Genomic DNA, 23,022 nt, shown 5'->3' on the forward strand with positions numbered 1-23,022 from the left:
TCGGGTCGGGGCGGCAGACTGGGTCTCTTGAGACCCGGACGGTTCCTTGACATGTTGATAGCCGTAGCAAAATTGTATTAGGTCGAGTCGACCTCCTTCGGGAAGTTGGCTCGTCTCGCTGAGAAAGATCATCGAGCGCTCTGGAACATCTCCAGATCGTACGTAGACTCATATGAGGTCGCATCAAGCGACTAAGAGCACACGGTGGATGCCTTGGCACAAGAAGGCGATGAAGGACGTGATAAGCTGCGATAAGCGACGGGGAGAGGCAAATACTCTGCGATCCGTCGATTTCCGAATGGGAAAACCCAGCAGGCTGAAGGCCTGTTACCTGCACCTGAAAACATAGGGTGTAGGGGCTAACCCGGGGAACTGAAACATCTAAGTACCCGGAGGAAGAGAAAACAATAGTGACTCCCTAAGTAGTGGCGAGCGAACGGGGATTAGCCCAAACCGGTGGCATTTCGGTGCCGCCGGGGTTGTAGGACCTGCATACGGCGATCCGTTAGAAGAAGTCGAAGTGGTCTGGAAAGCCACATCACAGAGGGTGATAATCCCGTAGGCGTATTTCGAGCGGCGTCGCAGTGTTCCTGAGTACCACGGGACCGGAGAAATCTTGTGGGAATCTGCCAGCACCATCTGGTAAGGCTAAGTACTCTCTTGTGACCGATAGTGCACTAGTACCGTGAGGGAAAGGTGAAAAGAACGCCTAGTAGGCGAGTGAAATAGTACCTGAAACCGTGTGCTTACAACCAGTCGGAGCCCGCTTGTCGGGTGACGGCGTGCCTTTTGCATAATGATCCTACGAGTTACTCTTCACTGGCAAGGTTAAGGTGTTCAGCACCGAAGCCGAAGCGAAAGCGAGTCTGAATAGGGCGCACAGTCAGTGGAGGTAGACGCGAAACCAGGTGAGCTACCCATGGCCAGGTTGAAGCGCGGGTAAGACCGCGTGGAGGACCGAACGGGTGTCTGTTGAAAAAGGCTCCGATGAGCTGTGGGTAGGGGTGAAAGGCCTATCAAACTTGGAAATAGCTCGTACTCCCCGAAATGTATTTAGGTACAGCGTCTCTCTAAAGTGTGCCGGAGGTAGAGCACTGATTGGACGCGGGCCCTTCACCGGGTACCAACTCCAGACAAACTCCGAATGCCGGACACATGTTCAGAGGCAGTGAGGGCGCGGGTGATAAGATCCGTGTCCGAGAGGGAAACAACCCAGATCGACAGCTAAGGCCCCCAAGTTCATGCTAAGTTGACCAAAGGAGGTCGGACTGCACAGACAACTAGGATGTTGGCTTAGAAGCAGCCATTCATTTAAAGAGTGCGTAATAGCTCACTAGTCGAGCGGTCCGGCATCGAAAATGTATCGGGCATAAAGCATGACGCCGAAGCTTCGGATTCTACTACGTAGAGTGGTAGGGGAGCATTCCATTTGCGCCGAAGCCGTCCTGTGAGGGATGGTGGAGCGGATGGAAGAGAAAATGTAGGAATGAGTAACGATAAGACAGGAGAGTAACCTGTCCGCCGTAAGCCTAAGGGTTCCTGTTCAACGTTAATCGGAACAGGGTTAGTCGGGACCTAAGCCGAGGCCGAAAGGCGTAGGCGATGGCAAACGGGTTAAATATTCCCGTACCACCCGAAATCGTTAACGTAAGGCGTGACGCAGTAGCGTAAGGTCCGCGACCCGACGGAATGGGTCGTTGAAGTGCGTAGGCTGGAGCGGTAGGCAAATCCGCTGCTCCACTAAGGCTGAAACACGAGAGTAGGGGGATCCGCAAGGTGAACCCATAGTGACCCCGAGCACACTGCCGAGAAAAGCGTCGTACGTTGATTAGGGTGCCCGTACCGTAAACCAACACAGGTAGGCGAGGAGAGTATCCTCAGGCGCTCGAGTGATGCGCGGTTAAGGAACTAGGCAAATTAGTCCCCTACGTTCGCAAGAAGGGACGCCACCCTCTGGGTGGCCGCAGTGAAAAGGCCCAACCGACTGTTTAGCAAAAACACAGCTCTCTGCCAAGTCGCAAGACGACGTATAGGGAGTGACACCTGCCCGGTGCTGGAAGGTTAAGGAAGGGGGTTAGCCCTTGTGGCGAAGCTCTCGACCGAAGCCCCAGTAAACGGCGGCCGTAACTATAACGGTCCTAAGGTAGCGAAATTCCTTGTCGGGTAAGTTCCGACCTGCACGAATGGTGCAACGAGTTGGGCACTGTCTCAACCGCGCGCTCGGTGAAATTGTGGTCCCGGTGAAGACGCCGGGTACCCGCAGCGGGACGGAAAGACCCCGTGCACCTTTACTACAGCTTAGCATTGACATTGGCCAAAACGTGTGTAGGATAGGCGGGAGGCTTTGAAGGGGCGTCGCTAGGCGTCCTGGAGCCACCCTTGAAATACCGCCCTCGTTTTGGTCGATGCCTAACCCACGGCCGTGATCCGGTCGGGGAACAGTGTTAGGTGGGTAGTTTGACTGGGGCGGTCGCCTCCCAAAATGTAACGGAGGCTCCCAAAGGTGCCCTCAGCACGGTCGGTAATCGTGCGTAGAGTGTAAAAGCACAAGGGCGCTTGACTGCGAGACATACAGGTCGAGCAGGTACGAAAGTAGGGTTTAGTGATCCGGCGGTTCCTCATGGATGGGCCGTCGCTCAAAGGATAAAAGGTACGCCGGGGATAACAGGCTTATCTCCCCCAAGAGTTCACATCGACGGGGAGGTTTGGCACCTCGATGTCGGCTCATCGCATCCTGGGGCTGAAGAAGGTCCCAAGGGTTGGGCTGTTCGCCCATTAAAGCGGTACGCGAGCTGGGTTCAGAACGTCGTGAGACAGTTCGGTCCCTATCTGCTGCGGGCGTTGGAGAATTGAGTGGAGCTGTCTTTAGTACGAGAGGACCGAGACGGACTGACCTCTAGTGTACCAGTTGTGTCGCCAGATGCATTGCTGGGTAGCTACGTCGGGAAGGGATAAGCGCTGAAAGCATCTAAGCACGAAGCCCACCACAAGATGAGTTCTCCCTTATAGGTCGTTCGAGATTAGGACGTCGATAGGCACTAGGTGTACGCACAGCAATGTGTTCAGCCGAGGTGTACTAATTACCTATGTGAGCTTGAAGCACTCCACCTCATACGTGTGTACGTATCGTGAGGAGAGGTTCAAGACGCTCGATGGTTGTTTGAATGAGAGGCTTGGGTTCGCCCAGGCCGCCTGATACAATTTTGCTACGGCTATCCACATGTCGCTGACTTCTTGGTGACTATAGCGCGGGGGCTCCACCTCTTCCCATTCCGAACAGAGCCGTTAAGCCCCGCAGCGCCGATGGTACTGCCTTTAGGTGGGAGAGTAGGTCGTCGCCAAGTTCTTTTGAGCCCCGTCACTCGTTGAGTGGCGGGGCTCTTTTTTTGGGCGTGTCCGCCCTCAGCGGCGTTGGTCTCAGCCGTGAGCGCCGGCGTATGGACGAGCGAGAGTCAGCTCAGGTGCTCATGCGCATCGTCCAGCACGGTGGCATGCAACTCCTCGACGGAAGCGTGGCCATCGAGCGGCACGACTCTTTCGGGTTCCGCTCCAGCGATCGCACGGTACGCCTCGCGGATCCGTTCGAAGTAGCGGTCCCCGCCCTGTTCCATGCGATCGCTCGCGCGATCCCCACGCCGAGCGGCAGCCGTTTCTAGCCCCACGTCTACCCAGTAGGTGCGAGCGGGGAGCGTGTTGAACGTGGCGAAGCGGTGGAGGGCGGCCATCCACTCTGGGTCTGCGAGCCTACGGCCGGCGCCTTGGTAGGCCGTCGCGGAATCATGAAAGCGGTCGGCGATGACGACGGTGCCCCGAGCGAGCGCGGGCTGGATCACGTCGGCGACGAGCTGGGCGCGGGCGGCGGAGAACAGCAGGAGTTCGGCGCGGCCATTCACCACGCCGTCAGGGTCGAGGAGCAGGGCGCGGATTCGCTCGCCCAGTGCGGTGCCTCCAGGTTCGCGCACCTCCACGACGTCGTGCCCTCGTTGGCGGAGCGCGTCGGCGAGGAGGCGGGCCTGAGTGCTCTTGCCCGAGCCGTCGATCCCTTCGAAGCTGAAAAACATGGAGATGTGGACCGCTGTGGGCTGGGAGAGACCGGAGGAACATCCGGTGAGGGTGTCGTATGAGGGGGACAAAGACGGCGCGCGGCTGCCCGGCGTGCATTGCTTTGGCCCTTGGGGCCGACTATACTAGCGTACGCGCGGCGGGACCTCGGGCCGCGGGTCCCCCACTTGACAAGAGCCTCGCGCTCGACCCCGAATGTTCGATTTCGAGTTCGACGACTTCGGCGACGACCGGTCGGACGACCTCATCGAGGCGTACGAAGCCCACCTGCGCGAGGGCGGCCCGGGCTTTTTCGACACGGACGACCTCGAGTACATCGCCACGACGTACTTCGAGACGGGCCGGATGGATGAGGCGCTGGCCGTCGTCGACGTGCAGATCGAGCGCGCGCCGGGGTCCTCCGATCCGTGGATGCGGCGGGGCGTGCTGCTCAACCATCTCGACCGTCAGGACGAGGCCCTGGAGGCGTACGACGAGGCCCTCGCGCTCAACCCCGTCGACGCCGAGACACTCGTGAACCGGGGGATTACGCTCGACACCCTCGGTCGGCCCGAGGAGGCCGTCGAGGACTTCGACCGGGCGCTGATGTTCGACGCGCTCGCGTCGGACGCCCTGTTCAACAAGGCCATCTCGCTGGAGAAGCTGGACCTCTTCGACGAGGCGGCGTCCGCGCTGGAGACCTGCGCCGAGGTCGACCCCGACCACCCCGAGGTCTGGTACGAACTCGGCTTCTGCTACGACCAGCTCGACCGGCTCGACGACAGCGTCTCCGCCTACGACCGCCAGATCGACGTCGACCCGTACGCCCAGAACGCGTGGTACAACCGGGGCATCGTCTTGAACCGGCTCGGCCGGACCGAGGAGGCCGTCGCCAGCTACGACTTCGCGGTCGCCATCGACGACGGGTTCACATCCGCGTGGTACAACCGGGGCAACGCGCTCGCGGGCGCCGGCGACGCGCAGGGCGCGGCCGACAGCTACCTCAAGGTGCTCGAGCACGAGGACGGCGACGCGGCCACGTTCTACAACCTGGGCCTGGCCTACGACGACCTCGGCGACTACCCGACGGCCGTCGAGTACTTCCGCCGCGCCGTCGCCGACGACGCCGAGTACGCGGACGCGTGGTACGGCATGGGCTGCGCGCTCGACGGGCAGAGCCTCTATAACGAGGCGCTCGTCGCCTTTGCCCGCGCGATCGCGTTGGCACCCGAGGAGAGCGAGTACTGGCACGCCCGCGCCGACACCGAATACAACGCCGGCCGGCTCGGCGAGGCGCTGCGCGCGTACACGCACGTCGTCCGCCTCGATCCGACGAACAAGGACGCCTGGCTCGACCTTGCCGAGACGCGGATGGAAGCTGGCCTGCGCGACGAAGCGCTCGACGCCTTTTCCCAGGTCGTCCTCCTCGACCCCGACTCGTCCGAGGCGCACCTGCGACAGGCGTGGGCGCTCGCGTCGATCGGCCAGCGCGAGAGCGCGATCCGCTCGTTCCGCCGCGCCGCTGAGCTGGACCCGTCGCGCGCCGACGAGATCCGCCGGACGTACCCCGACCTGATGGGCGGCGACGCCCACACGACCGGCCGATCGCGCGGCGACGACCGGGGCTAGGTGGCCGGGGGCGGAGGCGACATCACGGCCCGGACTCAGCTTGCGGTGTTGTTGGGCGATCCCGTCGGGCGGTCGCTGTCGCCTGTGATCCACAACGCCGCGTTTCGGGTGCAGGGCATCGACGCGGTCTACCTCGCGTGTGCCGTCGAGGCCGGTCGGCTGGCGGCGGCGGTCGAGGGGCTGGCGGCGCTCGGCGCGCTCGGCGCGAACGTGACGATCCCCCACAAGCAGGCCGCCCTCGCACTGGCGGACGAGGCGACGCCGACCGCGCGCTCGCTCGGCGCGGCGAACACGCTCGTCCGCACCGAGGCGGGCTGGCGGGCCGACAACACGGACGTGGCCGGGTTTCTCGCGCCGCTCGACGCGCACCGCCAGCGGCTGGCCGGGGCGTCGGTCGTCGTGCTCGGCGCCGGAGGCGCGGCGCGAGCGGTCGCGTACGCGGCGCTGACCGAATTGGGCGCGCGCGTGACGGTCGCCGCGCGGCGGCGCGAGCAGGGCGAGGCACTGGCGGCGGACTTGGGCGCCGTCGGGCCTGTCGCGGTCACAGGGCTTGACGACACCGCTGCGATCCATGACGCCGCGCTCGTCGTCAACGCGACGCCGCTGGGGACGGGCGACGGGCGGATGCCGATCGACGCGAGCGCGCTGCACGCCGGGCAGATCGTCTACGACTTGGTGTACCGCCCGGCCGTCACGCCCTTGCTCGCGGCGGCACGGGCGGTCGGCGCGGCGACCATCGCCGGGCTCCCGATGCTGCTCGGCCAAGCCGCCGCCTCGTACCGCCAGTGGACCGGCCGCGACTTCCCCCTCGACACCGCGCGCCGCGCCGCGCTCACCGCCCTCGACCCGTGACCCAGTCCATTCTCCGCCCCACGCTCGCGACCGACCCCCGGCTGGTGGCCGGGTTCACGACGCGAGACTTTTCGCCCGCCGAAGCAGGGCAGGACGCCGCGCGCGCGCGGCTGGCGGAGATCACCGGGATGCCCGTTGCCTCCGTCGGCCAGGTCCACGGCAACGATGTCGCCGTCGTCGATGCGCCTGTCCGGGTCGAAGCGCACGACGGGCTCGTGACGGCGACGCCCGGCCTCGTGCTCAGCGTCGTCGCGGCCGACTGCGCGGTCGTGCTGCTGGCGGACGCCGAGTCGGGCGTGGTCGGCGCGTGCCACAGCGGGTGGCGCGGGACCGTCGCGGGCATCGTCGGCGAGACGGTCGCGGCGATGGCCGGGCTCGGCGCCGAGCCGGCCCGGATGCGCGCGTACCTCGGCCCGTGCATCTCGACGGAGGCGTTCGAGGTCGGCGAGGAGGTGGCGGCCGCGTTCCCCGACGCCGTCGTCGAGCGCCGCCCCGAGTGGCCGCGCCCGCACGTCGACCTCAAGGCCGAGCTGGGCCGCCAGCTTGCCGAAGCGGGCGTCGGCGACATCGAGACGTCGCCCGGCTGCACGGTCCGCGACGGCGACCGGTTCTTCTCGTACCGGGCCCAGAGCGGCACGCCCGGGCGGATGCTCGGGTTCGTCGGGCTGCGGGCGGGCGCGTAGGCCGAGCCGTGTATCTTCGCGGTCAACGAATAGCTGACCGACTGATCATGACTGAAGACCCGATGACCGGGGCCTCGACCGACGAGGCCGCCGGCGACACGACCCGGTGGACGCTGCGCCCGGTCGAGGACGAGCTGCTGGTGGAGGCGCTCGCGTCCGACCTCAACGCGCTCCCCCACGCACTCGCGAGGTCGCTCGCGCTCCGGGGCGTCCGGAGCTACGACGACGCCCACACGTTTTTCCGCCCGTCGCTCTCGCGCCTGCACGACCCGTTCGAGATGCGCGACATGGACCGCGCCGTCGAGCGCGTCGCCCGCGCCATCCGGACCGGCGAGCGCGTGCTCGTCTTCGGCGACTACGACGTCGACGGGACGACCTCGACGGCGATGCTGACCACGTTCCTGGCCAGCCAGGGCGTCGAGGCCAGCTTCTTCATCCCCAACCGCTTCGAGCACGGCTACGGCCTCAGCGCGCCCGGCATCGACGCGGCCGTCGAGCGCGGCGCAAGCCTCGTGATCGCCATCGACTGCGGCATCACGGCCGTCGACGCGGCGGCGTACGCGGCGTCGAAGGGCGTCGACCTGGTCATCTGCGACCACCACACGCCCGGCGACACGCTGCCCGTCGCGGCGGCCGTCCTCGACCCCAAGCGCGAGGACTGCGACTACCCCTTCGACGGCCTGAGCGGCTGCGGCGTCGGCTTCAAGCTGATCCAGGCCGTGCTCTCGGAGCTGGGCCTGCCGCCCGAGGAGGCGTGGCCGTACCTCGACCTGGTCGCCGTCAGCACCGCCTGCGACATCGTGCCGATGGTGGGCGAGAACCGCGTGCTGATGCGGGCCGGGCTCAAGCAGCTGTGCGACGCCCCGCGCGTCGGCATCGCCGCGCTCGCCGAGCAGTCGGGCGTCGACCTGAATGCGTGCACGGCTTCGAAGATGGTCTTCCAGATCGGGCCGCGCATCAACGCCGCCGGGCGGATCGCGGACGCGGGCATCGCCGCCGAGCTGCTGGCGTCGACCGACCCCGTCGAGGCGCGGCGCCTGGTCGCCGAGATCGAGGGGATGAACCTGCGCCGCCGCGAGCTCGACCGCCAGACGCGCGACGAGGCGTTCGAGATCGCCGAGCGGCTGATGGACGACGACCCCCTCGCGCTGGTCGTCTACAAGCCCGGCTGGCACCCCGGCGTCATCGGCATCACCGCCAGCCGCGTCGCCGAGAAGTTCCACCGCCCGACCGTCTTGCTCACGTCCGGCGGGGCCACGGGCCGGGCCAAGGGCTCCGCGCGGTCGGTCAAGGGCATCTCGATCTACGACGCGCTCGCGCAGTGCTCGGACCTGCTCGACCGGTTCGGCGGCCACGCCTTCGCCGCAGGCCTCGCGCTCCCCATCGGCCAGGTCGACGCCCTCCGCGAGCAGCTCCAGACGGCCGTCGGCCGCGCGGTCACCGAGGCCGACCTGGTCCCGGAGATCGAGTTCGACGCGCCGCTCCACTTGGGCGACGTGTCGCCCCGGTTCTGGAGCGTCCTCAAGCAGTTCGGGCCGCACGGCCCGGACAACCTGCGCCCGATGTTTTGGGGCCGCGGCCTGCGCGTCGTCGGGCAGCCGTCGTGCGTCGGCGCCCAGAAGCAGCACTTGCGGATGCGCGTGGCCCAGATCGACGGCGGGCCCGTGTTCTCGGTGATCGGGTTCGGGCTGGCCGAGAAGCACGAGGCCGCGCTCACCAGCGTCCGCCGCGGGCAGCCGCTGGAGCTGGCGTACCAGGTCGACGAGAACACGTGGAACGGGCGGACGACGCTCCAACTCCGCGCCCAAGACCTCCGGCTGCAAACTGGGGAATAACAGAGGGGCGGTCGGGAACGCCCTTGAAAGAGGGGAGGGAAGTCGGTGCCCGACCTGTAGGACGGGCCCGCACGTTGCCGCAAGCGGGGACTTCGGGTGGGCCAGGGGGAGTTCGAGCGGGTCTCCACTCCTCTCCCCCCACTCCATGTCCACGACCCTCTCTCAGGCTGGCGTCTCGCCGACCAGCCGGCGCGAGTTTTTCAAGCGCGCCGGGTTCGGTGCCGTCGCCGTCGCCGCCGCCTCCACGCTGGCCGCGTGCGACTCCGACGACCCGACCGACGGCGACGTCGTCACGCTCGACTTCTCGAACGACTTCGGCGTCCTCAACTACGCCTACGCCCTCGAGCAGCTCGAAGCCGGGTTTTACGCCACCGTCATCGGCGCGTCCGGCTTCACGTCGACGTTCTCGGCAGACGAGCAGGCCATCCTCCGGGATCTCGCAGCCCACGAGGGCATCCACCGCGACTTTTTCGAGGCGGCCATCCGGGGCGCCAACGGGATGCCGATCCCCGACCTGACGCCCGACTTCGACAGCATCGACTTTTCGAGCCGAAGCAACGTGCTCGCCGTCGCCCAGACGTTCGAGGACCTCGGTGTGAGCGCGTACAACGGCGCCGGGAAGTACATCGAGAGCGAGGCCTACCTCCTGCTCGCGGGCAAGATCGTGTCCGTCGAGGCCCGCCACGCCTCGGTCATCGCGGGGCTGATCACGCCCAACACGATCGCCGCGTCCGGCGTCATCGACGCCAACGGCCTGGACCGGGCCCTCGAGCCGTCCGCCGTGCTCGCCGCCGCCGCCCCCTTCATTCGCGACACGATCCGGGTGACGAACGTCCCGACGGTTTAAGCGCCGCCCCTCTCGTTCGCCTCCGACCTAATCGACTCCCCCCTCCAATGACCTCCCTCCTTTCCCTCTTCGACGCCGACACGAGCGCCCCGGCCTCGCGCCGCAACGCCCTCGGCACCGTCGGCCGGCTGGGCCTCGGCGCTGCCGTCGCCGCCGTCCCGTTCCTCGACCCCCGCAAGGCCTTCGCCCAGGGCATGGGCCCGAACCAAGTCGACATCGACGGCGACGGCGACTTCGACGCCTTCGACATCCTCAACTACGCGCTCACCCTTGAGTACCTCGAGCGGTCGTTCTACCGCCAGGCGCTGGACGCGAACTTCCTCGCCGCCGAGCGCGACCTGATCGTCACCATCGAGGCCGACGAGTCGGCCCACGTGCGCGTGCTCCGCGGCGCCATCGAGAGCGCCGGCGGCGACCCCGTCGACTACCAGGACTCGGACTTCGACTTCGGCTCGTTCCTCAGCTCGCGCGACCCGTTCCTCGCGCTCGCGCAGTCGCTCGAGGACACCGGCGTCCGGGCCTACAAGGGACAGGCGACCGCCATCCAGGGGTCGCCGTACCTCACGACGGCCTTGCAGATCCACTCCGTCGAGGCGCGCCACGCGGCGGCCATCCGGCGGCTCCGCGGCAACCAGGGGTGGATCCCCGGCAGCCAGCCCGGCGCCCCCGTCCCGGCCGTCTACGGCGCGGGCAACGGCTTCCCCGCCGAGAGCAACACGACGCAGGGCGGCCTCGATCTGACCTCTGCGCTCTCCGGCTACACCGCTGAGGAGATCACGGAGGCGTTCGACGAGGGCCTCGACATGACGACCGTCCTCGACATCGCGGGCGGCTTCATCACCGGCCAGGAGGGCGACGGCGCCGACGCCTAGGCGCCGCGCCTCTCGCCCGCACCGCGCGCCCGGTCTCGCTGTGAGGCCGGGCGCGCGTGCGTTCGGGCTAGACCGCGTCCGCAGCGGCGACGCTGATCCCGATCGCCAAGGCGTCCTCGGCGAGCGCGACGGCCGGGTCCGGTACGCCAAAGTGCGCGCCGGCGGCGGCGCGCAGCTCCATCATCGCGAACGACGAGACGGCCGCGCTGGCGGCGCCCACGAGCGCGGGCAGAATCACGTTCTGGCGGCGGGCAGCGGCCACGGCCGCGCCGACGAGCGCGCCCGACCCGATCCGTCCCGCCAGCCCAAGCGGCGCCGTCCGCGGGGGGGCGACCGGCAGCTTGTCGGCCGCCATCTCGCCCGCGGCGGCGACGGGAATCCAGAACGCCGCGGCGTCGGAGCCCAGGATGCCGGCGGGCTGACGGGGCGCGCGAGCGAGCCGGGCGAAGGGGGAGCGGGCGTCGGCGAGGGCGCGCGCCAAGACGGCGGGCGGCGTCAGGCTTCGCATCCCGGCGGCCCACCCGAGGGCGGCGGCGAGGGCGGTCGTCATGCTTTTCGGAGTTCGGAGTGCGACTTCAGGACGCGGTCGCCGTCGGCCTGTTCGATGAGGTAGGCCGGCTCGTCCTCGCTGGCGTTGCGCGTGATCTCCGACCCTTTGATCGTGCGCGTCACGCGCCCGGTGAACGTCTCCTGAACGGTCCCGCTGGCGGTCCCGCTGCCCCAGTCCCATTCGACCTCGGTTCCTGCGTCGTAGCCGGCCATCGTCGTGCGTCGGTGGTGAGCGTGTCGGACCGGCGGCGGGCGCCCGGGTTCGGCCGTCTGGCCCGATCAGGTCGCGCCCGACCTCTGGGTGGGGCTCCAAACCAGAACGGGCCGGCCCCCACGCGAGGACCGGCCCGATCGAGGGTGTCCAGAACGTTTAGCTACCGGCGCGCTCGGCCGCCAGCCGCACCGCCGCCGCCGCGTTGACCACGCCGCCCGTCATCGAGAGGTCGGTAAACGAGACGGCCTCCTCGGTGCCCGGGCGCGGCGTGTCGTCGCCGAAGCGCGTCGCCGAGTCGAGCAGGATCTGGCGGACCTCCTCGGCGGTGAGGTCGGGGAAGTAGGCCATCACGAGCGCCGCGACGCCCGCCACGACGGGCGAGGCGAACGACGTGCCATTCGCCGTCTGGATGCCGCCGCCCGGTTTGAGCGAGGTGACGCCCGCGCCCGGCGCGAACAGGTCGACCGACTCGCGCCCGTAGTTCGAGAACGAGGCCGCGAGCGCCTTGGCGTCGGGCCCGCTCGCGCCGACCTCCAGCCACCCGTCGGTCCGCGTGCCGTCGAGGAACGTGCGGGTCGGGAAGTTGTCGGCCGTGTCGATGTCCTCGGCCGAGTTGCCCGCCGCGTGGACGAGGAGCACGCCGTTCTCGACGGCGTACGCGACCGCCGCGTCGACGGCGTCCTTGGCCGGCGAGTAGGCCTTGCCGAAGCTCATGTTGATCACGCGCGCGCCGTTGTCGACGGCGTAGCGGATCGCATTCGCGACGTCCTTGTCGCGCTCGTCGCCGCCAGGCACGGCGCGGAGCACCATGATGCGGGCCGGGGCGACGCCGTCGATGCCGAGGTCGTTGCCGCGCGCGGCGGCGACGAGCCCGGCGACGCCGGTCCCATGGTTCGGGTCGGGCCCGGCGACGTCCGCATTCCCGTAGAAGCGCTCGGCGACGTTCGCGTAGTCGTCGCCCACGATCCCGCGGTCGTCGTAGTCCGGGTTGAGGCCGTACGTGAGGCGGCTCTCCACGCTGGCGACGTAGTCGCGCAGGTCCTGGAGCGAGGCGCCCTGCTGGGCCAGGAACGCGAGCGGGCCGGCCTCGGCGGGCGGGACGTCGGCGAGGTCGTAGTCGTCGCCGTAGCTCGCGCGGAGCTGGGCGTCGGCGGCCTCGGCGGCGGCGAGCAAGGGGGCGAGCTGGGCGGCCTGGGCCGCGAGGGGCGCCCGCTCCTCGTCGAGCGCGGCCTCGAGCGCGTCGCAGTCGTTGTACGTCGCGTCGGGCGTGTCGGCGCGGCACAGCGCGACGAGCCGGGTCAGCTCGTACGTGTCGTGCTCCATGTTGCGGCCGTCGGCGCCGCCGAGGAAGCTCCAGCCGTGGATGTCGTCGACGTAGCCGTTGCCGTCGTCGTCGACGCCGTTCCCGGCGATCTCGCCGGCGTTCGTCCACAGGACCGGCGCCATGTCGGGGTGCGTGATGTCGACGCCGGAGTCGATGATCGCAACGACGACCTCGGTCGGCGCGCGGTCGCCGAGCGCGTCGTACGCGGCGTCGAGGCTGATGCCGACCACGCCGGCGGCGTCGGCGTCGAGGAGGTGCCAGTCGGCGGGCGGGCCGTCGGTCTGGGCGACGGCGGCGGGCGCCAGCGCGAGCAGCGCGGCGGCGAGAATCGTGCGGGTCATCAGAGAGCGGGAGGGGAGAGCGTCGGGAGCGTACACAACGGGGCCCCGGCGCACCTGTTACGTGTGCCGGGGCCCGGAAAGATCGCGTCGGGGGTTAGCGCGTGGCTACTGGCGGCGGAGCGCGAACGCTCCCAGCCCCGTGTCGTCGTCGATGGTCAGCGCCGAGCCGTCGGCGCTCACCGTCCCGACGATCGTCTCGCCGTCTGCGGTGAGCGTGATCGCCGGGTGGTCGTAGCGGCCCGTTCCCGAGATGGACTCGATGGCCGCGCCCTCCTGGTTGAGCGTGCCGGTAAAGGCGAACGTGTCGCCGCTCTCCGTGGTGGGAATCACGAGCGTGAGGTCGGCGACGAACCCGACCTGGTCGTTGGACTGGCCGAAGTAGGTGCCCCCGACCACGAACTCGGCGGTGGAGTCGCAGGCCGTGAGCCCGAACGCGAGCAGAAGGACGAGAGGAGCGAGAAAGCGGGTCATGTGCACAACGAGGGGAGGAATGGACGAGAATGATCGGCTCGGCGCGTAGCCCGCGCGGCCACCGATCGGCCCCCACAACGGAGCGTCCCCGCCCGCCGTGCGCGAGCGGGGACAAAATCCGGCCGGCCGCCGACTCGCCGCCGCTACTCGACGGCGGTGAGCACGGTCGTCGACGTGCCGTTGCCCATCTGGGGGCCGAGCCCGATCTCCGACTTCACGAGCAGGCCGGGCGCGTCCTGCGACACCCACAGCGTCCCATTCCCGCCGCCCGTCCCGTCGCCCTGCGTGAGCGCGAGGACGAACGTCTCGAACGTGCCCGCCGGGACCTCGACGGCCTCCGTCCCGGTCACCTCGACGGTGGTCGTGACAGGCTTTTGCGTCTGGCTGTCGAAGCCGGCGAACTGGGCGCGGTAGCCGGGCGCGAGCGGGAGCGTGCCCAGGCCGACGTAGAGCGACGAGCCCTCGATGGCCAGAGGCGCGTCGAGCGCGGCGTCGACGGGGATCGTCTGGCCCTGGGCCACGATCTCGCCCGTCACGCGGTCCGGCGCGTAGTCGAAGGCGACCGTGACCGGGCCCTGCTCGACGCGGCGCGACAGCGGGCGGAGGTCGGCGCTCGCGACGACCGTCGTGTCGGCTGCTGCGCCCATCGGCGACGCCATCGCGTCGACGATCACGAACGTGTCGCCGCGCTCGGCGACGGTCCGCGAGATCGCCAGCTCGAACGTCTGGCCCATCGCCTCGATCGTCCCGTCGTAGCGGGCGGCAAACGGCGCCAGCGCCGCGCCGTCGAACGTGGCGGCGTCGGCGGCCTGGGGCGCCTCGGCGAGTGTGACGGTGGCCGGGTCGACGGTCAGCTCGCCGAGGCGCGTCGACACCTCGTCCGACATCGTCGTCTGGGCCCGGCCCCCCAAGTGCTCGGCCAGGAAGATCTCGGTCGCCGCGTTCGACGCCAGCCGGTTCGTGGCGCCCCGGAAGCCGTGGCCCTCGTCCTCGGCCACGACGTACTGCACCGGGTAGCCGCGCTCGCGGAGCGCGATCACGATCTGGTCGCTCTCGGCCTGCTTGACGCGCGGGTCGTTCGCGCCCTGGATGATCAGGAGCGGCGCCGTGATCTGGTCGGCCGCGTTGAGCGGGCTCTGCGCCATCAGCTGGGCCTCGCCCTCGGGCGTCGTCGGGTCGCCCATCCGCTCGTAGAACATCTTGCGGATCGGGGCCCAGTACGCCGGGATCGATTCGAGCAGCGTGATGAGGTTCGACGGGCCCACGATGTCGACGCCGGCGGCGTAGAGGTCGGGCGTGAACGCCAGCCCCGCGAGCGTGGCGTAGCCGCCGTACGAGCCGCCCATGATGCCGACGCGGTCCGGATCGGCGATGCCCTCGTCGATGAGCCATCGCGCGCCGTCGGTCAGGTCGTGCTGCATGGCGCCCGTGCCCCACTCACGGTTGCCCGCGTTGAGGAAGTCCTTGCCGTAGCCGGTCGAGCCCCGGAAGTTGGGCTGGAGCACGGCGTAGCCGCGATTCGCGAGGAACTGCGCAAAGCTGTCGTAGCCCCACGAGTCGCGGCTCCACGGGCCGCCGTGGATGAGAAGGACGGTCGGCAGGTTCTCGGCCTCGACGCCCAGCGGCAGCGTCAGGTATGCCGGGATCTCGCGCCCGTCGCGCGCGGTGTAGCGGACTGGCGTCATCGGGGCGAGGTGCTCCGTGGGCAGCTCCGGCCGGCCGGTGTAGAGGAACGTCAGCTCCTGGGTGTCGCGGTCGAAGAGGTAGCGCGAACCGGGGTCGGTGTCGCTGAAGACGGTCACCAGCCACGTCCGCTCGTCGGCCGTCCCGCCGCTCGGGCGGACCTCGCCGTCGGGCAGCCGCTCGCGGAGCAAGTCCAGATCGGCCGCCCAGGCGTCGTCTTTGGGGTAGATGCGCAGGCGGTCGCCGTTGTAGAACGTCGCCAGCATCTCGTCGGTGACCTCCGAGAACGCCGCGCCGCCAAAGTCGACCTCGCCCTCCGGGTCGCGCTCGACGAGCGTCTCCGCGCCCGTCGCCGGGTCGAACAGGACGAACTCGACGAGGTCGCGGTCGCCCTTGTTGGTCTGCATGTAGACGCGCTGCCCGTCGGGGTGGAAGCGGACCGGCCCGCACGTCTCGACGACCGAGCACGAATAGACGACCTCGCCGAGGGCGCCGTCGGTCACGGTCAGCACCTCCGTCGCGCCGTCGCCCGCGGTGCGCAGCGCGAGCCGGATCTCGCCGTCGAGGTCGGTCATCCAGCCCGCGATCTGCTCGGTGTTCTCGATGACCAGCTCGCGCTCGCCGGTCCCGATCGCGACGCGGTAGACGTCGTGGTAGGCCGGGTCGCGGTCGTTGAGGCCGACCAGGATGTGGCCCGGGTCGCCCTCGGGCACGTCCAGGATGATGGCGCGGACGCCCTCGGCGTCGGTCAGGTCGCGCGCCGCGGGCACGCCGTCGCCGGTGGCAGCGGTCGGGTCGACGGCCCAGACGTGGAAGTTCTCGTCGCCGCCCTTGTCCTGGACGTAGAGCACGTACGCGCCGTCGCGGCTCCAGAAGTAGCTGCCGACGGGCCGCGCGTCGGCCGTCAGCGGCCGCGCCGCCTCAAACGGCTCGTCGACCCCCTTGACCCAGACGTTGAGGACGTCGTCGCCGTCGATCGCGACGGGCTTGAGGAACGTGAGGTATCGCCCGTCGGGCGAGAGCTGGGCGCCGGTGATCTCGGGGTTGCCGAAAAAGAGGTCCCGGTCCAGCAGGGGCGGGAGCTCGGCGTCGACGAGCGCGGGGGCCGTCGGGGCGATCGGCGCTTGCGCGAGCGCGGGGAGGGCAAGGGTGGCGGCGAGGAGGAGGGCCAGGGGTCGCATGCGTGTGCGGTGGGTGTGCGAGACGGAACGAGGGCAGACTACGGCCTCTGTCGCGGCGCAGTTACGCCGTGGCCGCCCCGGTCAGCGTGGGGGCGCACCGCGTCGACGCCGGTCTCCACCGCCTCGACCCCGTGGTGCACTCGGTCGAAACCCCTTCACAAGTGGGCGCCAGCTTGCGGAGGTGGCCGGCGGTCTGCCGAGCGAGGGGGGAAGCTCGACGGCCGGCGCCAGTTCGGCAGACCCCCCCGTCCGCGCGGCGCTCCGCAAGCAGGCTGGCGCCAGCTCCAGAGCGTCCTCAACCCGACCGTACGCCGCCGCGCAGACTGTCCCCCTTGCCAAGGGGGACAGCTTGGACGCGCCACGCCAGCCTTGATCGGATGGCGCTCCGTGTGCGCGTCCGAGCGGGGGGGCTGCCAAGCACGACGCAGGCACAGACTCGCCCCCCCGCCGGCCCTACTCGCGAAGTCCCCCCTCCTCGGATGAGGAGGGGGACAGGGGGTGGTCGAGTTGCTGGCGCGAGCCGTTCCACCGGCGCCAGCAGGCGGGCCATCCGCGAGACCGGCCCGCCCCGTTCCCGACCTTGAGGCACCGATCCCACTGTCCGTACGTTGGGGCCCCTCACCAGCCCCCGCCGATCCCGCCCGTCGCTACGCCCTCACCAGCCTCCGCCAGAATGCCGCGCATCCTCTGGGCCGACGACGAGATCGACCTGCTCAAGCCCCACGTCCTCTTCCTGGAAGCGAAGGGGTACGCCGTGGATACCGTCTCGAACGGCACCGACGCCGTCGACCGGGCCCGGGGCGGCGGCTACGACGTCGTCTTCCTCGACGAGCAGATGCCCGGCATGGGCGGCCTCGACGCGCTCCAGGCCATCAAGGGCGACCGCCCCGAGACGCCGGTCGTGATGATCACGAAGTCCGAGGAGGAGCACCTGATGGAGGACGCCATCGGCCGGCAGATCGCCGACTACCTCATCAAGCCGGTCAACCCGAAGCAGATCCTGCTCTCGGTCAAGAAGATCCTGGACGGCGCCCAGATCAGGGGCGCGGCCGTCCAGCGCGACTACCTCCAGGGCTTCGGCGAGCTCTCGTCCCGCATCTCGGGCGACCTCGACGCGACCGAGTGGGTCGAGGTCTACGAGCAGCTCGTCCGCCACGACCTCGACCTCGAGGGCGCCGACGAGGGCGTCCGCCAGATCCTGGACGATCAGTACCGCGAGGCGAACGGCCGCTTCGCCGAGTTCGTCGAGGGCGTCTACCCGCGGTGGATCGAGAAGGCGCGCGCCGGCGACAAGCCCGACCGCGCCCGCCCTGTGCTCAGCCACGAGGTCCTCCAGACGCACGTCTTCCCGCACCTCGGCGACGTGGGCGCCAAGCCCGAGCGCCCCGTCGTCTTCTTCCTGATCGACTGCCTGCGCTACGACCAGTGGCTGCTCTTCGAGCGCCACCTCCACGGGCTCTACGACATCGACCGCGACTGGCACTTCGGCATCCTGCCGACCGCCACGCCCTTCTCGCGCAACGCCCTCTTTGGCGGGATGCTGCCCGTCGACCTCGCCAAGCGGCACCAGACCTACACCGTCGACGAGCGCCACGACGAGGAGTCGCTCAACGCGCACGAGGCCGAGTATCTGGAGGACCTCCTGCAGCGCAAGCACCGCGGCGACGTCCGTGTCCGCTACGACAAGCTGGTCTCGCAGAACGACGGCCACCAGTTCGCCGACCGCGTCACGGACCTCCTCCAGCACGACCTCTCGGCCGTCGTCGTCAACTTCGTCGACATCCTGGCGCACAGCCGCTCCGACACGCGCATCCTCAAGGAGATCGCGCCCGACGTGCCCGCCTACCGCGCCCTCTCGGCGACGTGGTTCGACCACAGCTGGCTCCGGTCGGTCTTCGAGGAACTCGCGCGCCACGACTGCACGGTCGTCGTGAGCACCGACCACGGGGCCGTCCGCGCGCTCCACCCGGCCAAGGTGATCGGCGACCGCGAGGCCTCGACGTCGCTCCGCTACAAGCACGGCCGCAACCTAAAGGTCGACGACGCCGACGCCATCTTTATCAAGGACCCCGAGAGCTACGGCCTGCCGCGGCTGGGCATCAACGAGACGTACATCTTCGCCCGCGGCGACAGCTACTTCGTCTACCCGACGAACTACAACCGCTACGCCAACCAGTACCGCGACACCTTCCAGCACGGCGGCGTGACGATGGAGGAGTGCCTGTTGCCCGTCGTGACGCTGCGGCCGAAGGGGTAAAGCCCCAAAGCCCGTTGACGGCTCCGCCATGTCCCTTGGTCTCACACTCCACGCCGTCCCCCTCGGGACCTGCGATCGCACCGCGCAACCTGGTTTCGGGTTAGATCACGACGCAATTTCTGCGTTGGACCTCCGGTCCGAATATGTCCCTGGCATCCGTCGGGTGGACAAGCTGTATGAGATCCTGCACGGCGAACCCTGGGACCACTCCACACGCGGCCCCTTCTCCGACCCGCCTGTCGCGACCGACCCGCTCCAAGTCGCGTTGGTCGGGAAACGACACCTCGCCGAAGTCGGGGACTACTTCGGAGAGGTTCGGGGGAGCGGCCCTGAGGTCGCCCAGCGCTCGGCGCTGCTGTTCGAGGAAGTGGCGGCGCTGGGCGGGCCCGGAGCCGACGCGGAGGCGATGGCGGAGCTCCGAGCCGAGCGAGGTTATATGCTCGACGCATACCTCCTTTTTTTCCGCCAGCTCCAGCCGGGTGAGGAGGTCGTATACACGTTGACGTGAGCGCGCCGGCATCACGTACCAGCACGGCAGGGTCACGATGGAGGAGTGCCTGCTTCCCGTCGTCACGCTCCGGCCAAAGGGGTAATCCCGCTCGCAGCCGACATGACGCGCCGGCAACCTCCGGTCCGCCCTGTCGTTCGGTAGACCCCGCCCCAGCATACCCATGCGCACCTACACGTTTGTCGTCGAGCGCGCCCCCGAGACCTCGCAGCTGGTCGGCTATGTCCCCGGCTTCCCGGGCGCGCACTCGCAGGCGGAGACGATGGACGAGCTCCGCGAGAACATGCAGGAGGTGCTAGCGATGCTCTTGGAAGACGGCGAGCCGACAATGGAGGGCGAGTTCGTCGGGACGCAGCTTATCTCGGTCGCCGCATAGGCCACAGTTTTCAGCGAGGCTGCGGAGCCGGAGTTGAAGGGTCGCCGACCGAAAACCGGCAACCGAGAATCGAAAACCGACCGCCGTGCCCTACGTTGTGGCATGGACGCTCCTCCGAAAGGCTACCTCGCGGCGACCGTCGAGCGGCGGCTGGACGTCGTCGACGATCTCGCGGTCTTCTGGCTCCGCCCACCCCAGCCGCTCACCTTCCGCCCGGGTCAGTACGTCACGCTCGCGGCGCCCGACGCCAGCGGGCGCGTCGTCAAGCGGGCGTACTCCGTCGTCAGCGCGCCGCACGAGCCGCTCGTCGAGCTCGTGATCGAGCTGGTCGACGAGGGCGAGCTGACGCCGCTCCTGTGGCCGCTCCGCCCCGGCGACACGGTCTGGGTCCGCAAAAAGGTCGTCGGCCACTTCCTGCTCGACGCCGAGCGGACGCGCCACGTGATGGCGTGCACCGTGACCGGCATCGCGCCCTTCCTGTCGATGATCCGCGCGCACGCGGCGGCCCAGGGGGCGGGCGAGACGGTGCCCGACCACCGCTTTCTCGTGGTCCACGGCGCCAGCCATGCCGCCGAGTTCGGGCCGTACCTCGACGAGCTGGCGGCGCTCGCCGAGGCCGACTGGGTCGAGGCCGTGTCGACGGTGTCCCGCCCGTGGAGCGATCTGGACTGGGCCGGCGAGACGGGCCGCGTCGAGGACGTGCTCCGCAAGCACCTCGACCGGCTGGCGTGGGCGCCCGATGCCGTGGCGGGCTACGCTTGCGGCAACCCCCAGATGATCGAGACGGTCCGCGGCATTCTGGCCCGCGCCCGCGTCGACGACGCCCACGTCCACGAGGAGAAGTACTTCACCGTCGGGGAGGCGGGGACGCTGGCGGAGGCACCCACGCCCGCGCCGGCCGCCGCGTTCAAGCGCCCGCCCGTGCTCCCGGGGCGCCGGCCCGGCAGCGTCGTGCTGAAGACGGCGCCGCGCCCGCCAAAGTCGAACGCGTAGGCAGGCGCCTAGAGATGTCGTAGCCAAGCACGACGTCGTCAGGCAGTTGGAAGGCCCGGAGCGGACGTCCCCCTTTAGAGGGGGACAGCGGAGCGGAGCGACGCAGGGGGGCGTTCGGTCGAGCACTTCGTCCCGCCCCGCGCGGACATCCCTCACCCCTTCGGGGCACCCCCTTCGAAGGGGGGGCACGAGGGAGTGGCGCCCCTTCGCGATGCTCCCCATGCTAGGGCGCGCTCGATTGGGGTGCGCGTGCGACCTTGCGGCCTCACCCACCCCGCTCGCTGTGTCTCCGACCCGCCTTCTCGCCGCCCTCTTGTTCGTGGCACTCCCGCTCGCGGCCCAGGCCCAGCCCGCCGCCGACTCGTCCGACGTGGCGACCATCGACGACGTGATCCGCGCCTATTACGAAGTCGTCTCCGGCCCCGCCGGCCAGCCGCGCGACTGGGCCCGCGACAGCACGCTCCACCACCCCGACGCGATCGTCACCGTCGTCCAGTCGGGCCCGGACGGGACGGTGATCGCGCCGACGGATCTGGCGGGCTACCACGCGGGCGCCTCCGAGCTAGCGGAGGTCGGCTTTTTCGAGGTCGAGATCGCGCGCGTCGTCCAGCAGCACGGGGCCGTGGCGCACGTCTGGAGCACGTACGAGTGGCGCCGCGAGCCCGACGGCCCGGTCGGCGGGCAGGGCGTCAACACGATCCAACTGGCGCACGACGGCGCGCGCTGGTGGATCATCTCGTGGATGTTCGACGGCCGCAGCGACGCGCCGCCGGTGCCGGACGCGTACCTGCCCGAGTAGTCAGCGGCCGGGCGAGGCGGGGCCTAGGCGCCAGCCCGCGGCCGTCCGCTGGAGCGAGCGGCCGGGCGGTGTGCTCCCGCCCTGGGCCACGCCGACGTCGGTCGAGCGCTGGCCCTGGGCGGGCCCGTCGCTCGCGCGGAGCGTCCCCTCGTAGCTCCAGAACTCGGCGGCGACCCCGTCGGGCCCCACCAGGGCGATGCCGTCGGCCGGGCCGTTCTGGAGTCCGGGCCGGCCGACCCAGCGGGCGCCCGAGGGCGGGACGGTCCCCCGGAGCGCGACCTCGCCGTAGGCCGCCCCGCCGTCGCCGTTGTAGAGGACGAGGCGCCAGCCCTCGAGGGACACGCCGGGCGGACCCGAGACCTCGACGCCCTCGCCGTCGTCGGCGCCGTCGTTGTCGTAGTGGAGCTCGGTGATGGACAGCGCGCCGGCCGGCGCGCGTGGGGCGTCGGCCGGCCGGAGCGGCCCGCCGGCCCAGATCCGGTCGGCCAGCGACAGGTCACGGACGAACGGGTTCTCCGTTCCCTGGAGCGTCGCCACCCAGGCGCTCCGGGCGCGCTCGGCGGCGTCGGGCGGGTCGGCCCGGTTCCAGGCCAGAAGGGCCTCGCGCATGGTCGCGAAATAGGCCGGCTCGACCACCTCGGGGTACGTCGCCACGGCATAGAACACGGCCCGGGCGACGTCGCCCTGGACGGCCTCCCGGGGCTCGAACAGCCCCGGCCCCCGCTCGCTCCAAGCGTCGACATCGGTGCGCGGCGGGCGCGATTGGCTCCGGTCGCCGAGGTACCACGCCTCGGTGGCGTCGTCGTCGATCTCGCCGAAGGGCCGGTTGCCCCGGGACGAGTTCACGTTGTCGCGCGCGGGGAACAGGTGGTGAAGGTCGCTCTTGAGCGGCTCGGCCTCGGCGCCCATCGACTGGGGCCACACGTGCTCGGCGTTGATCCGGAGCGCCTGGGCCTCGAACGACGGGTCCCCGCCGTTCAGCCGGATGCAGAACCCGGAGTACACGCCGCAAACGGCCCCGTGCACCGCCTGCTCATGGGCGTAGAGGACGTCGCGCGCCCGGTCGTACCCGAGTGTCCGCGCTGGCGAGAAGTCGCGGTCGATCCGGTCGAGCAGGGCGGCCCCGGAGAGATCGGGGTAGAGCGCGTCGGCGGCGTCGCCCGGCGTGGGGGCGTCGCCGACCGTCCCGGCCGTGGAGGCGCCGCCGCTGTCGTCGTCGTAGGCGCCGGCGGTGGAGACGCGGTCGCCGCCGCAAGCGGTGAGGGCGAGGGCGAGAACGAGGAGGCGGAGAGGCATCGGCTGGCGGCGGGGTGTAGTGCTACGCCGGCCGTCGCTTGCGGAGCCCGGTGGCCTCTCAAATGTGGGCGGCGGTGTGCTCGGCAGACCCCCCGTCCGTGCGGCGCCCGGGACGTATGGCTTGCGCTTCGTCACACGACGCGAGCGCATGAGTGGCACGACGCCGCGCGAACTGTCCCCCTTGCCAAGGGGGACAGCCGGGTCGCGCGCTGAGCGGAGCGATGCGCGATCCGGCGGGGGGTCTGCCGGGCAACCCGCTCGTGGACGACTT

The 23,022-nt window shown here is 69.5% G+C and carries 18 protein-coding genes and 2 rRNA genes; 13 read left to right on the top strand and 7 right to left on the bottom strand.

From position 1 onward, the window contains the following. The first annotated feature begins 181 nt into the window (after positions 1 to 181). Together ACLIRP_RS16750 and rrf are read left to right on the top strand one after the other, a co-directional pair. Positions 182 to 3,102: ribosomal RNA gene (locus ACLIRP_RS16750) — 23S ribosomal RNA — on the top strand. 131 nt (positions 3,103 to 3,233) lie between these two features. Further along, a 5S ribosomal RNA gene (gene rrf / locus ACLIRP_RS16755) occupies positions 3,234 to 3,344 on the top strand. Between the two features lie 108 nt (positions 3,345 to 3,452). Here rrf and tmk read toward each other — a convergent pair. After that, positions 3,453 to 4,061 (bottom strand): dTMP kinase, encoded by a 609-nt coding sequence (tmk, locus tag ACLIRP_RS16760; protein ID WP_412061614.1) that lies wholly within the window; start codon positions 4,059 to 4,061, stop codon positions 3,453 to 3,455. A gap of 196 nt (positions 4,062 to 4,257) precedes the next feature. On the opposite strand from tmk, the gene ACLIRP_RS16765 reads away from it, so the two are divergent. The 6 genes from ACLIRP_RS16765 to ACLIRP_RS16790 all read left to right on the top strand — a co-directional run bounded on the left by ACLIRP_RS16765 (position 4,258) and on the right by ACLIRP_RS16790 (position 10,759). Beyond that, entirely contained in the window at positions 4,258 to 5,670 is a 1,413-nt protein-coding gene (locus ACLIRP_RS16765) for a tetratricopeptide repeat protein (protein WP_412061615.1), read from the top strand. After that, the gene (gene aroE, locus ACLIRP_RS16770) at positions 5,671 to 6,522 is read left to right on the top strand and encodes a shikimate dehydrogenase (RefSeq protein WP_412061616.1); all 852 of its coding nucleotides are present in this window, start codon (positions 5,671 to 5,673) and stop codon (positions 6,520 to 6,522) included. It begins immediately after the preceding gene. After that, entirely contained in the window at positions 6,519 to 7,205 is a 687-nt protein-coding gene (gene pgeF / locus ACLIRP_RS16775; protein WP_412061617.1) for a peptidoglycan editing factor PgeF, read from the top strand. Before aroE ends, pgeF begins: the two co-directional genes overlap by 4 nt. 47 nt (positions 7,206 to 7,252) lie before the next feature. Continuing rightward, positions 7,253 to 9,040, top strand: coding sequence for a single-stranded-DNA-specific exonuclease RecJ (gene recJ, locus ACLIRP_RS16780; protein ID WP_412061618.1), 1,788 nt, complete (start codon positions 7,253 to 7,255; stop codon positions 9,038 to 9,040). A gap of 145 nt (positions 9,041 to 9,185) precedes the next feature. Next, positions 9,186 to 9,887 (top strand): ferritin-like domain-containing protein, encoded by a 702-nt coding sequence (locus ACLIRP_RS16785; protein WP_412061619.1) that lies wholly within the window; start codon positions 9,186 to 9,188, stop codon positions 9,885 to 9,887. Positions 9,888 to 9,934: 47 nt separating this feature from the next. Beyond that, positions 9,935 to 10,759, top strand: a complete 825-nt coding sequence (locus tag ACLIRP_RS16790) for a ferritin-like domain-containing protein (RefSeq protein WP_412061620.1) — start codon at positions 9,935 to 9,937, stop codon at positions 10,757 to 10,759. 67 nt (positions 10,760 to 10,826) lie between these two features. Here ACLIRP_RS16790 and ACLIRP_RS16795 read toward each other — a convergent pair whose 3' ends face one another. The 5 genes from ACLIRP_RS16795 to ACLIRP_RS16815 all read right to left on the bottom strand — a co-directional run bounded on the left by ACLIRP_RS16795 (position 10,827) and on the right by ACLIRP_RS16815 (position 16,522). Then, positions 10,827 to 11,309 (bottom strand): DUF4126 family protein, encoded by a 483-nt coding sequence (locus ACLIRP_RS16795; RefSeq protein WP_412061621.1) that lies wholly within the window; start codon positions 11,307 to 11,309, stop codon positions 10,827 to 10,829. Further along, complete coding sequence (locus ACLIRP_RS16800; RefSeq protein WP_412061622.1) at positions 11,306 to 11,521, bottom strand: DUF2945 domain-containing protein; 216 nt, start codon at positions 11,519 to 11,521, stop codon at positions 11,306 to 11,308. Before ACLIRP_RS16800 ends, ACLIRP_RS16795 begins: the two co-directional genes overlap by 4 nt. Before the next feature lie 157 nt (positions 11,522 to 11,678). After that, positions 11,679 to 13,187, bottom strand: coding sequence for a S8 family serine peptidase (locus tag ACLIRP_RS16805; protein WP_412061623.1), 1,509 nt, complete (start codon positions 13,185 to 13,187; stop codon positions 11,679 to 11,681). A 105-nt stretch (positions 13,188 to 13,292) separates the two neighbouring features. Further along, the gene (locus ACLIRP_RS16810) at positions 13,293 to 13,658 is read right to left on the bottom strand and encodes a hypothetical protein (protein ID WP_412061624.1); all 366 of its coding nucleotides are present in this window, start codon (positions 13,656 to 13,658) and stop codon (positions 13,293 to 13,295) included. A 143-nt stretch (positions 13,659 to 13,801) separates the two neighbouring features. Further along, positions 13,802 to 16,522 carry a S9 family peptidase gene (locus ACLIRP_RS16815; RefSeq protein WP_412061625.1) on the bottom strand — a complete coding sequence of 907 codons (2,721 nt, stop codon included), beginning with the start codon at positions 16,520 to 16,522 and terminating at the stop codon, positions 13,802 to 13,804. 673 nt (positions 16,523 to 17,195) lie between these two features. Here ACLIRP_RS16815 and ACLIRP_RS16820 point away from each other — a divergent pair. The 5 genes from ACLIRP_RS16820 (at position 17,196) to ACLIRP_RS16840 (ending at position 21,455) form a co-directional block, all read left to right on the top strand. Continuing rightward, the gene (locus tag ACLIRP_RS16820; protein WP_412061626.1) at positions 17,196 to 18,779 is read left to right on the top strand and encodes a response regulator; all 1,584 of its coding nucleotides are present in this window, start codon (positions 17,196 to 17,198) and stop codon (positions 18,777 to 18,779) included. Between the two features lie 163 nt (positions 18,780 to 18,942). Continuing rightward, the gene (locus tag ACLIRP_RS16825) at positions 18,943 to 19,287 is read left to right on the top strand and encodes a hypothetical protein (protein WP_412061627.1); all 345 of its coding nucleotides are present in this window, start codon (positions 18,943 to 18,945) and stop codon (positions 19,285 to 19,287) included. A 163-nt stretch (positions 19,288 to 19,450) separates the two neighbouring features. Further along, positions 19,451 to 19,663, top strand: a complete 213-nt coding sequence (locus tag ACLIRP_RS16830) for a type II toxin-antitoxin system HicB family antitoxin (RefSeq protein WP_412061628.1) — start codon at positions 19,451 to 19,453, stop codon at positions 19,661 to 19,663. Positions 19,664 to 19,765: 102 nt separating this feature from the next. Then, the gene (locus ACLIRP_RS16835; protein ID WP_412061629.1) at positions 19,766 to 20,656 is read left to right on the top strand and encodes an FAD-binding oxidoreductase; all 891 of its coding nucleotides are present in this window, start codon (positions 19,766 to 19,768) and stop codon (positions 20,654 to 20,656) included. Between the two features lie 283 nt (positions 20,657 to 20,939). Then, positions 20,940 to 21,455 (top strand): hypothetical protein, encoded by a 516-nt coding sequence (locus ACLIRP_RS16840; protein ID WP_412061630.1) that lies wholly within the window; start codon positions 20,940 to 20,942, stop codon positions 21,453 to 21,455. Here the strand turns inward: ACLIRP_RS16840 and ACLIRP_RS16845 are convergent, their stop codons facing one another. Then, the gene (locus tag ACLIRP_RS16845; RefSeq protein WP_412061631.1) at positions 21,456 to 22,751 is read right to left on the bottom strand and encodes an endonuclease; all 1,296 of its coding nucleotides are present in this window, start codon (positions 22,749 to 22,751) and stop codon (positions 21,456 to 21,458) included. Positions 22,752 to 23,022 lie beyond the last annotated feature (271 nt).

Source organism: Rubrivirga halophila, assembly GCF_046845755.1.
Lineage (GTDB): Bacteria > Bacteroidota > Rhodothermia > Rhodothermales > Rubricoccaceae > Rubrivirga.

What these genes read in the sequence shown, in the direction of transcription:
- ACLIRP_RS16835 (WP_412061629.1), top strand. Translation starts at nt 19,766, where the DNA reads ATGGACGCTCCTCCGAAAGGCTACCTCGCGGCGACCGTCGAGCGGCGG.
- ACLIRP_RS16845 (WP_412061631.1), bottom strand. Translation starts at nt 22,751, where the DNA reads ATGCCTCTCCGCCTCCTCGTTCTCGCCCTCGCCCTCACCGCTTGCGGC.
- ACLIRP_RS16810 (WP_412061624.1), bottom strand. Translation starts at nt 13,658, where the DNA reads ATGACCCGCTTTCTCGCTCCTCTCGTCCTTCTGCTCGCGTTCGGGCTC.
- recJ (WP_412061618.1), top strand. Translation starts at nt 7,253, where the DNA reads ATGACTGAAGACCCGATGACCGGGGCCTCGACCGACGAGGCCGCCGGC.
- ACLIRP_RS16820 (WP_412061626.1), top strand. Translation starts at nt 17,196, where the DNA reads ATGCCGCGCATCCTCTGGGCCGACGACGAGATCGACCTGCTCAAGCCC.
- ACLIRP_RS16830 (WP_412061628.1), top strand. Translation starts at nt 19,451, where the DNA reads ATGCGCACCTACACGTTTGTCGTCGAGCGCGCCCCCGAGACCTCGCAG.
- tmk (WP_412061614.1), bottom strand. Translation starts at nt 4,061, where the DNA reads ATGTTTTTCAGCTTCGAAGGGATCGACGGCTCGGGCAAGAGCACTCAG.
- ACLIRP_RS16815 (WP_412061625.1), bottom strand. Translation starts at nt 16,522, where the DNA reads ATGCGACCCCTGGCCCTCCTCCTCGCCGCCACCCTTGCCCTCCCCGCG.
- ACLIRP_RS16795 (WP_412061621.1), bottom strand. Translation starts at nt 11,309, where the DNA reads ATGACGACCGCCCTCGCCGCCGCCCTCGGGTGGGCCGCCGGGATGCGA.
- ACLIRP_RS16785 (WP_412061619.1), top strand. Translation starts at nt 9,186, where the DNA reads ATGTCCACGACCCTCTCTCAGGCTGGCGTCTCGCCGACCAGCCGGCGC.
- ACLIRP_RS16805 (WP_412061623.1), bottom strand. Translation starts at nt 13,187, where the DNA reads ATGACCCGCACGATTCTCGCCGCCGCGCTGCTCGCGCTGGCGCCCGCC.
- ACLIRP_RS16765 (WP_412061615.1), top strand. Translation starts at nt 4,258, where the DNA reads ATGTTCGATTTCGAGTTCGACGACTTCGGCGACGACCGGTCGGACGAC.
- ACLIRP_RS16800 (WP_412061622.1), bottom strand. Translation starts at nt 11,521, where the DNA reads ATGGCCGGCTACGACGCAGGAACCGAGGTCGAATGGGACTGGGGCAGC.
- ACLIRP_RS16790 (WP_412061620.1), top strand. Translation starts at nt 9,935, where the DNA reads ATGACCTCCCTCCTTTCCCTCTTCGACGCCGACACGAGCGCCCCGGCC.